The sequence below is a fragment of the Bradyrhizobium sp. BR 1432 genome, from assembly GCF_051547705.1.
Taxonomy (GTDB): domain Bacteria; phylum Pseudomonadota; class Alphaproteobacteria; order Rhizobiales; family Xanthobacteraceae; genus Bradyrhizobium; species Bradyrhizobium zhanjiangense.
Map to the genome: position 1 here is coordinate 1152501 of NZ_JBPUGF010000003.1, position 12234 is coordinate 1164734.

5 protein-coding genes, 2 tRNA genes, 2 rRNA genes and 1 pseudogene (1 of these 10 cut by a window edge) are annotated in these 12234 nt (G+C 59.7%); 5 read left to right on the plus strand and 5 right to left on the minus strand.

Annotation, left to right across the window (positions count from 1 at the left end; translation table 11 throughout):
• The 4 genes from ACSKB8_RS05615 to ACSKB8_RS05630 all read right to left on the minus strand — a co-directional run.
• A 23S ribosomal RNA gene (locus ACSKB8_RS05615) occupies positions 1–1166 on the minus strand; it reaches 1679 nt to the left of the window's first position.
• Between the two features lie 380 nt (positions 1167–1546).
• Positions 1547–1622 (minus strand) — tRNA-Ala (locus tag ACSKB8_RS05620).
• 114 nt (positions 1623–1736) lie between these two features.
• Positions 1737–1813: transfer RNA gene (locus ACSKB8_RS05625), tRNA-Ile, on the minus strand.
• A 224-nt stretch (positions 1814–2037) separates the two neighbouring features.
• Positions 2038–3526: ribosomal RNA gene (locus ACSKB8_RS05630) — 16S ribosomal RNA — on the minus strand.
• The 16S and 23S rRNA genes sit together here with 2 tRNA genes alongside, the layout of an rRNA operon.
• 1090 nt (positions 3527–4616) lie before the next feature.
• Here ACSKB8_RS05630 and ACSKB8_RS05635 point away from each other — a divergent pair.
• Together ACSKB8_RS05635 and ACSKB8_RS05640 are read left to right on the plus strand one after the other, a co-directional pair.
• A pseudogene (locus ACSKB8_RS05635) lies at positions 4617–6679 on the plus strand (M23 family metallopeptidase).
• A gap of 156 nt (positions 6680–6835) precedes the next feature.
• A complete protein-coding gene (locus ACSKB8_RS05640) occupies positions 6836–7198 on the plus strand; it encodes an SPW repeat protein (RefSeq protein WP_370990202.1) in 363 nt (120 codons plus the stop codon).
• 88 nt (positions 7199–7286) lie between these two features.
• Here ACSKB8_RS05640 and ACSKB8_RS05645 read toward each other — a convergent pair whose 3' ends face one another.
• Positions 7287–7700, minus strand: a complete 414-nt coding sequence (locus tag ACSKB8_RS05645) for a hypothetical protein (protein WP_438103107.1) — start codon at positions 7698–7700, stop codon at positions 7287–7289.
• A 534-nt stretch (positions 7701–8234) separates the two neighbouring features.
• On the opposite strand from ACSKB8_RS05645, the gene ACSKB8_RS05650 reads away from it, so the two are divergent.
• From ACSKB8_RS05650 to ACSKB8_RS05660, 3 genes are all read left to right on the plus strand, one after another.
• Positions 8235–9866 (plus strand): hypothetical protein, encoded by a 1632-nt coding sequence (locus ACSKB8_RS05650; RefSeq protein WP_438103109.1) that lies wholly within the window; start codon positions 8235–8237, stop codon positions 9864–9866.
• 87 nt (positions 9867–9953) lie between these two features.
• Positions 9954–10454: a hypothetical protein gene (locus tag ACSKB8_RS05655; protein ID WP_438103111.1), complete on the plus strand. Its 501-nt coding sequence runs from the start codon at positions 9954–9956 to the stop codon at positions 10452–10454.
• A 417-nt stretch (positions 10455–10871) separates the two neighbouring features.
• Positions 10872–12203 (plus strand): hypothetical protein, encoded by a 1332-nt coding sequence (locus ACSKB8_RS05660; protein WP_438103113.1) that lies wholly within the window; start codon positions 10872–10874, stop codon positions 12201–12203.
• Positions 12204–12234: the final 31 nt, after the last annotated feature.

A 12234-nucleotide genomic window follows, 5' to 3' on the forward strand; every position in this document is an offset into this window, starting at 1 on the left:
TTTAAAGGATGGCTGCTTCTAAGCCAACCTCCTGGTTGTTTTGGGATTTCCACATCCTTTCCCACTTAGCCACGAATTAGGGGCCTTAGCTGTAGGTCCGGGTTGTTTCCCTCTCCACGACGGACGTTAGCACCCGCCGTGTGACTCCCGGATAGTACTCTCAGGTATTCGGAGTTTGGTTGGGTTTGGTAAGACGGTAAGTCCCCCTAGCCCATCCAGTGCTCTACCCCCTGAGGTATTCATCCGAGGCGATACCTAAATATCTTTCGCGGAGAACCAGCTATTTCCCAGTTTGATTGGCCTTTCACCCCTAACCACAAGTCATCGGAGCCTTTTTCAACAGGCACCCGTTCGGTCCTCCAGTGAGTGTTACCTCACCTTCAACCTGCTCATGGCTAGATCACTAGGTTTCGGGTCTAATACAACGAACTTGGCGCCCTATTCAGACTCGCTTTCGCTACGCCTTCGCCTATCGGCTTAAGCTTGCTCGTTAAATTAAGTCGCTGGCCCATAATACAAAAGGTACGATGTCACCCAGAACGAATCTTGGGCTCCATCTGTTTGTAGGTGTCCGGTTTCAGGTCTATTTCACTCCCCTCGTCGGGGTGCTTTTCACCTTTCCCTCACGGTACTGGTTCGCTATCGGTCGCTGAGGAGTACTTAGGCTTGGAGGGTGGTCCCCCCGTGTTCAGACAGGATTGCACGTGTCCCGCCTTACTCGTGGATACATCATCGCATTACTCGTACGGGGCTATCACCCTCTGAGGCCCAGCTTTCCTGACTGGTTCCGATTGTCTTTGATGTATCACTGGCCTGGTCCGCGTTCGCTCGCCACTACTAACGGAGTCTCTGTTGATGTCCTTTCCTCCAGGTACTTAGATGTTTCAGTTCCCTGGGTTTGCTTGAAACCTCCTATGTATTCAGAAGTCTCATACCTTCTCTTGATAACCGGAAATCCAAAACCTCGCGGTTTGATTTCTCACATTTCTGCTCGAACCCCAACACACAAGGTCTTGGAGTTCCGGCTATCGAAGGTGGGTTTCCCCATTCGGAAATCCGCGGATCAAAGCTTCTTCGCAGCTCCCCACGGCTTATCGCAGCGTAGCACGTCCTTCATCGCCTCTCAGCGCCAAGGCATCCACCGAACACCCTTAAGGCACTTGATTGCTCTCATTATCAATGTCCACACACTCGGCAGAATGTTGTCTGTACGATTGCCTTGCGGCGCGCACCCTCGATGAATGCTACGTACAGCCGGACATTGACTAGAAAGACCAGCTTGCTTCGTAAGATCGTTCCGATAGCGAGGCGGTCAAGCTTCGCTAAAAGGATCATTTACAACCCGCATTCAACCTCACGGCTGAAAGCGAGCGCCGAAATGATCCGGAGATAATGAAGGCCCGCGCAACGATATGCTGCACGACCCAACTCGGATCGATCTCCTCTTTACGATGTCAGAAAACACGCAGTTCACTGTCTATCCAGACTAGTGAATGCGAAGTGATGTTTCGCGGACGACGGTCAAGATCTCGGTGATCAAACCATCTGGTGGAGCCAGACGGGATCGAACCGACGACCTCATGCTTGCAAAGCACGCGCTCTCCCAGCTGAGCTATGGCCCCGTAACCAGAAGACGAAGCGCCTCTCTAAGTCCGACGTCGCCCTTCGGGCTATGCCGGACACACTTCGCTTCATCGTCTTGCATGGCAGTGCCACGCGAAGCCAACGGCGAAGCGTGGTGGGCCTGGGAAGACTTGAACTTCCGACCTCACGCTTATCAAGCGCGCGCTCTAACCAACTGAGCTACAAGCCCCTAACGCTATCCTTATCAGGACTAGGGTCTTGCGTGCATGCATCAGCGACCAGCGCAGATGCAATCGCACAGCGCAGCCCCGGCGCGTGTTCGTCCGCGAAGAAAGAGAAACGAAGACGGCGAAATCCCGCCAATGCAGCTCAACGATCTGGCGATCTGTTGGCCACTGATGTTTCTAAAACGATCCGATAGTGAGCGTGAGCTCGCTGAAGGATCATCCTTAGAAAGGAGGTGATCCAGCCGCAGGTTCCCCTACGGCTACCTTGTTACGACTTCACCCCAGTCGCTGACCCTACCGTGGCCGGCTGCCTCCCTTGCGGGTTAGCGCACCGTCTTCAGGTAAAGCCAACTCCCATGGTGTGACGGGCGGTGTGTACAAGGCCCGGGAACGTATTCACCGTGGCGTGCTGATCCACGATTACTAGCGATTCCAACTTCATGGGCTCGAGTTGCAGAGCCCAATCCGAACTGAGACGGCTTTTTGAGATTTGCTAGGACTTGCGTCTTCGCATCCCATTGTCACCGCCATTGTAGCACGTGTGTAGCCCAGCCCGTAAGGGCCATGAGGACTTGACGTCATCCCCACCTTCCTCGCGGCTTATCACCGGCAGTCTCCTTAGAGTGCTCAACTAAATGGTAGCAACTAAGGACGGGGGTTGCGCTCGTTGCGGGACTTAACCCAACATCTCACGACACGAGCTGACGACAGCCATGCAGCACCTGTGTTCCAGGCTCCGAAGAGAAGGTCACATCTCTGCGACCGGTCCTGGACATGTCAAGGGCTGGTAAGGTTCTGCGCGTTGCGTCGAATTAAACCACATGCTCCACCGCTTGTGCGGGCCCCCGTCAATTCCTTTGAGTTTTAATCTTGCGACCGTACTCCCCAGGCGGAATGCTTAAAGCGTTAGCTGCGCCACTAGTGAGTAAACCCACTAACGGCTGGCATTCATCGTTTACGGCGTGGACTACCAGGGTATCTAATCCTGTTTGCTCCCCACGCTTTCGTGCCTCAGCGTCAGTACCGGGCCAGTGAGCCGCCTTCGCCACTGGTGTTCTTGCGAATATCTACGAATTTCACCTCTACACTCGCAGTTCCACTCACCTCTCCCGGACTCAAGATCTTCAGTATCAAAGGCAGTTCTGGAGTTGAGCTCCAGGATTTCACCCCTGACTTAAAGACCCGCCTACGCACCCTTTACGCCCAGTGATTCCGAGCAACGCTAGCCCCCTTCGTATTACCGCGGCTGCTGGCACGAAGTTAGCCGGGGCTTATTCTTGCGGTACCGTCATTATCTTCCCGCACAAAAGAGCTTTACAACCCTAGGGCCTTCATCACTCACGCGGCATGGCTGGATCAGGGTTGCCCCCATTGTCCAATATTCCCCACTGCTGCCTCCCGTAGGAGTTTGGGCCGTGTCTCAGTCCCAATGTGGCTGATCATCCTCTCAGACCAGCTACTGATCGTCGCCTTGGTGAGCCATTACCTCACCAACTAGCTAATCAGACGCGGGCCGATCTTTCGGCGATAAATCTTTCCCCGTAAGGGCTTATCCGGTATTAGCACAAGTTTCCCTGTGTTGTTCCGAACCAAAAGGTACGTTCCCACGCGTTACTCACCCGTCTGCCGCTGACGTATTGCTACGCCCGCTCGACTTGCATGTGTTAAGCCTGCCGCCAGCGTTCGCTCTGAGCCAGGATCAAACTCTCAAGTTGGACTTGAACTTTGAACCGGCTGATCACAACGTTTGACGAGGTCCCACCATACTCGCGAAGCGATTCACATCGCTTGCGAACTGACCTCAATGAAGAGGCCATGGTGTTACCTTTGAAACGTGTACCGCCGAAGTCTTTCGTCCGGTCTCGATCAGAAAAGCCGAAGCTTTTCAGAAGCGAGACCCGCAAGGACTCCGCCGTCCACGTTTCTCTTTCTTCATCTTCACTTGTCAAACAGCCCGGGACCGTGGAGGCCCCAACCTTCCTGGGAGGAAGGGTTCCGACACCCTTACCGACGATGAATGAACTCCAATCGACTGGTGTCGATTGTTGTGTCACTCAACAAGGTGAGGAGCATCAGTGGCGCGTTCGCTCGCCTTGGTCAGTGACCCGGCGGCGCCGCGCTCAGTGGTTGGGGTTATAGGCCCCACCTTCCGGGCTGTCAACGCCCATCGTCAACAAATCGTCGCACAGTGGATTGGCTGAAAAATTCACGCGATTCCAGGCAGTTAGAAGGGCGTGAGGCGCACGGACGGAGACCGCGCGGAGAAAAAACTGAAAAAAAGTTTGCGCCCCTGCGGGCTCCGGGAGGGGGCTTAGGGGGGCACTTGGGAGGGGACTTGGGAGGCGGTTTGGGAGGTGACTTGGGAGGGGGCTTGGGAGGGGGCTTAGGACGGCGCTTGGTCGGACGCTTGGGAGGCGGCTTGGGGCGCCCTTCCGAGGCGGCCTCCCGCGCCCGTTCCTTCAGGAAACTTTTTCCATATTTGGCGCCGTACTTGAGCCACAATCCCGCGGCGTTCTGATAAGAGACAAGCTTGAAATCGCGGGGATGCCAGTGGGGGCTGCCGGCGGTTTTCATGGGGTCAGAGGAAGGCGATCTTGCAGATGACGCGGCCTTCTTCCGGCGTTCGAGAGACATCGAGAGACCTTTTTCCGTTTAGCTGTTCGTAATTTCGGCCGGCCCGTCATCGGGGCCTTCTGACCGCGAACGCCTATGCGGCTTGCCTTTTTCCTGCGATACGCCTCGAAGAGGGCGACCGGGAAGAGGCTCGAGGCGGGGCTTTTGGGTCGTTGATTTGGGGGACTTGGGTTGAACCACAGGACGTCACGCGGCGCTTACGGGCGTGAGACCGGGATCATCGATCTCGGCCACGAGCCGCCGCTGTCCGTCGATGGTTCTGAGGCCGCCGTCATCGATCGCCGTCGTGTCTCGGTACAATGGTTCAGCGGTACAATTCGACCGGACTCTGCGGCGCGGCCCTGATCGGCGGCGCCGTTTTCGCGTCACTCGACGGCGAGATGACCTTCGCCAAGGTGCCGGAGCGGGTCGAAGGCGCGCTGCGCGGTGCATTCGGCGCAGCCGATCGCGCCGCCTCCCTGCACAAGAGCGACCGGCTGCCGCCGCCGAGCGAATCCACGGCTTCGCGCAACATCGTCCGCGTCTCCACGGTCGCCCGCGTCGGCAACCGCGACGTGATGCGGGTGCGCCCCTTCGTCCGCATCGCCGGCAATCTGTCGATGACGACGAGCGATCTGTCGGCGAAGATCCCGCCGTTCAACGCCCAGCGCCTGCTCACCGACGTCGGCTCCGATCCGAAGACTGCCTCCGACGATCCGAATAATCCGGAAGCGGTCGAGCCCGACGCCGAGGTCTCCTTCGTCACCAAGGACCTGTCGCCGGTGCTGCCGAAGGCCAAGATTTCCGCGGTGGTGGCGCTCGACGACATCCTGATGCGGGTGCGCGATGCCGCCAATTGGCGCGGCAATGGCGGGGTGCGCTACGCCTCGCTCGCCAATGCCACCGCCGACGTCTCCGGCGCGACCGGAGCGTCCGACATGAAGATGGCCTACGCCACCGAAGTGTCGTCGGCCGATCCCTATGCCGGCTTCGAGACGCGCGTGGTGCCGGAAAACGTCACGCTGCTGCCGAAGACCAAGGAGCAGATCACCGGCGGCAATCCCAACGGCGAACGCATCCACATGGTCAAGAAGGGCGACAGCGTCGCCGGCGTGCTGCGCGATCTCGGCGCCACCGCCGACGAGATCAAGGCGATCACCGCAACGCTCGGTCCGCGCGGCCGCGACGGCGGCCTGAAGGAAGGCGAGAAGCTCCGCATCCTGATGGCGCCCGCAAGCCCCGGCGCCCGCCTGCAGCCTTATCGCGTGGTGGTTGCAAACGACACCATGGTCGAGGCGATCGCGGCGCTGTCCGATCTTGGCAAATACGTCGCGGTCGACGTCTCCAGCATGAACACCGTCGCCGACGCTACGGCCAACGCCAACAGCGACGACGATGACGACGATGACGGCTCCGGCGTGCGGCTCTACCAGAGCATCTACGAGACCGCGATGCGCAACAAGGTGCCGATGCCCGTCATCGACGACATGATCAAGATCTATTCCTACGACGTCGATTTCCAGCGCAAGGTGCAGCCGGGCGATTCCTTCGACGTGTTCTACGCCGGCGAAGACGAGGGCGTGACCGCGAGCGAGAAGAACGAGGTGCTGTTCGCTTCGCTGACCGTCGGCGGCGAGACCAAGAAATACTACCGCTACCAGAGCCCCGACGACGGCGTCGTCGACTACTACGACGAGACCGGCAAGAGCGCGAAGAAGTTCTTGGTCAGGAAGCCCGTCAACAACGCCATCATGCGCTCCGGCTTCGGCGGCCGCCGCCATCCGATCCTGGGCTACGTGAAGATGCACACCGGCGTCGACTGGGCCACCGCCTACGGCACGCCGATCTTCGCCTCCGGCAACGGCATGATCGAGAAGGCCGGCCCCGAGGGCGGCTACGGCAAGTATATCCGCATCAAGCATTCCAACGGCTACGAGACCGCCTACGGCCACATGTCGGCCTTCGCCAAGGGCATGGAAGTCGGCAAGAAGGTGCGGCAGGGCCAGGTGATCGGCTTCGTCGGATCGTCGGGCCTATCGACTGGCCCGCACGTCCACTACGAGATCCTGGTCAACGGCCGCTTCGTCGATCCGATGCGCGTGAAGCTGCCGCGCGGCCGGTCGCTGGAGGGCCCGATGCTGGCGAGCTTCGAGAAGGAGCGCGACCGGCTCGACGGCATGATGAGCGGCCGCGGCGGCGCCATCGCCCGCATGTCGGACGCAACCGGCGGACCGCTGCAGGTCATCAACCGCTAAGCCAGCTGAGTGGACTTCGTGGCGAGGCGGCTTGCCGCGTCGCATCAGGTGCCGCGCGTTCCGCTCCTTCATTCAATTTCGCTGGAACCGCAAGGAACACGCTGGACGGTGGCCCGGTTATTTTTGCATGAGGGGGCGGAGCTAACGGAGGATGTCATGGAGAACTGGACGAACGCAAAATGGTGCGACGTCGCGAACCTGATCCTCGGCGCATTCCTGTTCTTCTCGCCCTGGATATTCGGATTCGATGCCGGAGTAGCCTCTCAGAACGCGTATGTCGCGGGCATTGTCATTGCGATCCTGGCCATCGCGGCGCTTGCAGCCTTCGCGGTGTGGGAGGAGTGGCTTAACCTGATCGTCGGCCTGTGGACGCTTATTGCGCCTTGGGTGCTCGGGTTCCAGGGCGCCAAGACGGCAATGACGGTGCACGTCGTGGTCGGCATCTTGGTGGCTGTGCTTGCTGCGGTCGAACTCTGGATGATGTCCCAGAACCCGCCGCGGCTGACGACAAGCCGGTAGCAGGCGAAGCCCCGTCCGCACCACGGCGCGGGCGGGGCCATTATGCAGATATCACTTCCGCCGTATCCGGCAATCCGGCGCCGGAGAGCTACGGCAGCGCCCACGCCCGCACGATCACGAAGACGACCCCGATCGCCGTCAGGCCGAACGAGACGGCCGCCAGCGGCAAAAGGACATCGATCGCGGCATGCGAGCCGCGAAGTTTTGCACCCCAGACCTTGAATTCGCCGGCCTCCCAGTCGTGCAGTGATGTCGGCCCCAGATGCGGCTCGTACGGCATCCGATACCTCCTCCAGAGCCGCGAAAGGGCCCAGGGCAGCAGGATCGCGACTACGAACAGCAACGTGACGAGGCCGAGGGAAAGACTGATGTCACTGCTGCGGTCAAACAGCACCCAGGCCATGAACGCGAACCATACGACAAGGCCGACCGCTGCCCCGTAGATCTTGGGATGAAGCTCGTCAAAGACACGATGATTGTGGGCGACAAGATCTTGTTTCATGGCAAATATCCTGCGCTGCTCTGGGGCAACCCCAGTCCACCGCACCAGTTTCATCAAATCAAAGGGTTCCGACGCCCTCGTCGGGCTGGGACGATGGAACTGTTGGACGCTCAATCGCGATCGCTTGCTGGAAGGCCCGATCCGCAAATCTCGAGAGACCGCGGCGGGCTCGAAGCGATGATGAGCGGCCGCAACGGCGCGATCATCCGGATATCGAATGCGAGTTGGATGCGACGCGAGTGCTGTGCCTCTGACGTCTGATTCACTCAAATGTCATTCCGGGACGTTCATTCCGGGCGCAACTAAGGCGTGAGCTATGATGCGCAATTGCGCATCAGAGAATCCATTTACCCGCGTACTCTGTGGCCCAATGGATTCCGGCTCCCCGCCCCGCTCGGGCCCGGAATGAAGGAATGAACTGTCGGAATCACAACACCAGTGAAATGAAGTCGCTTCAGTGCGTCACAACGTCAAGTTTCGTTTGCCAAAGCCGTGCGATGGGCGAATACTTTCCGAAAAATGGGAGGTCTCGCCATGAAGAACAGGCTCGCCTGCGCAGCTCTGATTGGTGCAATTTTTTCCATCACGAGCGCATCGGCCGAGACATTGCCGGCAACCTGGGAGGTCACCAAACTCGTCCCGGGCTCCGCATTCCACGGCGTACATGGGCTCGGCATCGACAAGGCCGGCCATCTGTTCGCCGGCAGCGTCGCGGGCGCCGCGCTCTACGAGGTCGACATCGCGGGCGGTACCGCCAAGGTTGCAATCCCCGCTCCGATCGGAATGGCCGACGACATCGCGTTCGCGCCCGACGGCACCATGGCCTGGACCGGCTTCCTCGCCGGCGATCTTTACGCGAGCAAGGGCGACGGCCCGATCAAGAAGCTTGCTTCCGGTCTTCCCGGCATCAACTCGCTCTCCTTCCGCAAGGACGGCAGGCTCTACGCCACCACCGTCTTCCTCGGCGACACGCTCTACGAGATCGACGTCGAGGGCGTCAAACCGCCCCGCCAGATCATGGAGAAGATGGGCGGCCTCAACGGCTTCGAGTTCGGCCCCGACGACAAGCTCTACGGTCCGCTCTGGTTCAAGGGACAGGTCGCCAAAGTCGACGTCGACAAGGCCGAGCTGACAGTCGTCGCCGACGGCTTCAAGGTCCCGGCCGCGGTGAACTTCGATTCCAAGGGCAACCTGTTTGTGGTCGACACCGCGCTCGGCCAGCTCGTCCGCGTCGATCCCAAATCGGGCACCAAGACCATGGTCGCGCAACTGAAGCCGTCGCTGGACAATCTCGCGATCGACGACAAGGACCGCATCTACGTCTCCAACATGGCCGACAACGGCATCCAGGAGATCGATCCGGCGACCGGCCAGGCGAAGCAGATCATCATCGGCAAGCTGGCCCTGCCCGGCGGCATCGGCGTCACCTCGGATAACGGCAAGGATACCATCCATGTCGCCGACGTGTTCGCCTATCGCACGGTGGACGGTGCCACCGGCGAGGTCACCGAGAAGGCGCGCATGCACGCCGCCGGCGTCACCCTCGAATATCCGATGAGCGCGACGGCGAAGGGCAACGACGTGGTGCTGTCGAGCTGGTTCACCGGCACGGTGCAGGTGATCGACGGCAAGACCGGCGCAACGCGCGACATGCTGCACGGCTTCAAGGCTCCGCATGACGCGATCGTGCTCGCGGACGGCAGCATTCTGGTGGCCGAGCTCGGCACCAAATCGCTGGTCAAGGTGAGCGGTGAGCATGGCAAGGATCGCGCCACGCTGATCGGCGATCTCGAGGGACCCGTGGGTCTCGTCGGCGGATCGGACGGCGAGGTCTACGTCACCGAAGCCTTCTCCGGCGCGGTCTCCCGGATCGACAAGACCGGCGCAAAGACCGTGCTCGCCAAGGAGCTGAAAATGCCCGAAGGCATCGCGCGCGCCAGCGACGGCAAACTGGTCGTGGCGGAAGTCGGCGCCAAACGATTGATCGAGATCGCGCCGGAGACCGGCAAGGTGACCGAGATCGCGGCCAATCTCCCGATCGGCCTGACGGGCGCGCCGGGCGGCCTGCCGACGCATATCCCGACAGGCGTCGCGATCGGCGCGAGCGGCGTCATCTACTTCAGCTCGGACGTGGAGAACGCGATCTACAAGGCGGTGAGGAAGTAACATCCGCCCGAGAAGACCTGACCGCGGAACCCATGCGCGGGTTCCCGGTTAGACGCTGACGGAAGCCGACCAGCAGGAGGATCGCCCATGACGCGCCTCTCACGCGACGATGTCATCAAGGCCGTGGACCGGGCCGACGACGTCACCATCGCCCAGATCATCGGAACCGGCGCGACCGTCGAGGAACTCGCCGAAGCCCAGGCCTGGCTCGCCAATGACGAGCCGATGATCAATGACTTGCGCCCGCTAGCACAGGGACGGGTGCGCGAGCTGGTGGATATTTTGTCGGAGCTGGAAGAGGAAGAAGGACGCGACCGATCCAAACGCCACGTCCGCGGCTGGCTAGGCTGTTTCCCCAGAATCGCGGCAGGCGTGAAGCGCCGACGCGAAGTCCGCATTGCTCACAAAGTAGCCGAAGGTGTGCGGCGACGCAACATATCGCAAGGCCAACTAGAAGCGGAAAGTCGAGGCCGGCCAAGCCTTCGCTCGCTTGGCCCGTGTCGGGTGTCCCCGATCGGCCCCAGTGTTTACCTCATGGACCACAATCAGATCGCGTCCACAACAACGTCCACGTTGTTGACATTCTGACCGGCCGCCTGTTGCCGCCGAACCGCTGCCTGAATTTTTACCGGTGCAAATGATGCCCGCGCCTGCCGCTATCCTGCAATTGCTTCGCTTCTCTACGAGTTCGCGTGCTGCATGTGCTGCACGCACCGCTGGCGACTTCTGAAAATCCGATGCGACAATCATGCAACTCGGACACTAGTTTATTTTCTCTCTAATTCTGAAGGACTTGATGAGATTTCCACACAGCGTAACCAGAGATAGAAAAACGCAGAGACATCGGCTAAGTTGGATCGCGAGGAAGAACAACGTGGGCGGGCGGCAGTATTTTGGCCTACGCTTCCTCGTGCGGGTTGGGGAATATTGAGGGCGCGAGCCACTCGCTTTGCTTTTCGGACTGCTCGTTAGTGCGATGATTGCTGTTGCGTGCGGGGGCACAAGATGCGTTCATTATTTCGGCTTGTTATCTGCGTGGCGATTGGTGGGCTGATTGCAGGGTGCAACCTCTCGGATAGCAATTATTTTCGACAAGGCATCGGCACCGACGTCTATTCTTCTGAACTTCCAAATGCCACCGCTCTCAATGACACCTATGTTGCGCTCATTTGCCGGCAGGCCGGTTTGGCCAATGAGGGGAAGACTTGCGACACCCCTCTGCTCGGACGGTCGTGGGCGACGTTCGTCCAAGCCGGAATGAACGATATCGACCGGCGCTGTGATGCGTACCTCGCCTGGCTCGATGATAGAAAGCGCTCACAGACGCCGGTCCTCAACGAACTCCACGCGCTAAGCGCGGCATCAATCGGAGTAATGAACGCAACCGGTGTCGGCGTGAACCCGATTACGATCGTCGGGCTTGCCTTTGGATTGGCGGCCGACACGTTCACAAATGTCCAATCCCGCCTTGTTCTGGAAGCCAATCATTCGACCGTGCAAGCGGTCGTGCTGGACAATCAGAGCCAGTATCGCCGCGAAGTCATCGACAAGGTGGTCGATAACAAGCCCGCCGCAATTTATCTGCTGCGCGGATACCTACGCATCTGCATGCCGTTCTCAATCGAGACGAGCATCAACAATACGCTGACGGTCTATCATCGCAGCGGAGCGAGTGCTCTGGTTCAGCAACCGGGCGTCTTTCAGAGGCCTGCTTTGATTCCTACGGCCTCGCAGGCGTTCCGGCAGTCCATTCCGGCCAGCCCCACCACTCAGTTGCCAGGTGTGGCTGGACAGCCCGGTCCCAAGCCGGAGGGGATGGTTATTGGATGGCAAACGGACGCCGAAAAGATGCCCATTTCCGTCGGCCGGCGGATACAAGGAAACCTATGCATTGCGAGCTCCAGCGGCAATTTCGATAAAAACACGCAGGAAGGCGCAGACACTCGGGAAGCTATTCGTCAGGCCAAAATAGCTGCGAACATGAGCAGGGTGGCCAAAACGGCACCTGAGCTCTTCAAGCCGGTCAGCAACCAGATCGGCACAAACGACGAAGCCCAGATTTTTCTCAATGCACAACACTGCGAATCCGACCGCTCAGGTACTGATCGCGCGTACGCAACGGCATTCGAGAAGTTCCGCTTTGCCGACGACGTTGCCATCAAAGCCTTGCAACAGACGCTCGCGAAGTGCGATCCGGCCGTCACGCCGACCGGGATATTCGACAAGGCAACGCGGGACGGCATCTCAAAGGCAACGGGCCGGAAGGGCTCGACTGTCCCGAAGACCGATCGGCTCAACGACAAGGCATACGAATGGGTTAGCGGGATCTGCATTTAAGATTCGCTCGTCAATCGCACTTGGGCTCCCA

Bases quoted from the DNA above. Each gene is read 5' to 3' on its own strand.
- ACSKB8_RS05640 (WP_370990202.1), top strand. From the start codon at position 6,836: ATGGAGAACTGGACGAACGCAAAATGGTGCGACGTCGCGAACCTGATC.
- ACSKB8_RS05645 (WP_438103107.1), bottom strand. From the start codon at position 7,700: ATGAAACAAGATCTTGTCGCCCACAATCATCGTGTCTTTGACGAGCTT.
- ACSKB8_RS05650 (WP_438103109.1), top strand. From the start codon at position 8,235: ATGAAGAACAGGCTCGCCTGCGCAGCTCTGATTGGTGCAATTTTTTCC.
- ACSKB8_RS05655 (WP_438103111.1), top strand. From the start codon at position 9,954: ATGACGCGCCTCTCACGCGACGATGTCATCAAGGCCGTGGACCGGGCC.
- ACSKB8_RS05660 (WP_438103113.1), top strand. From the start codon at position 10,872: ATGCGTTCATTATTTCGGCTTGTTATCTGCGTGGCGATTGGTGGGCTG.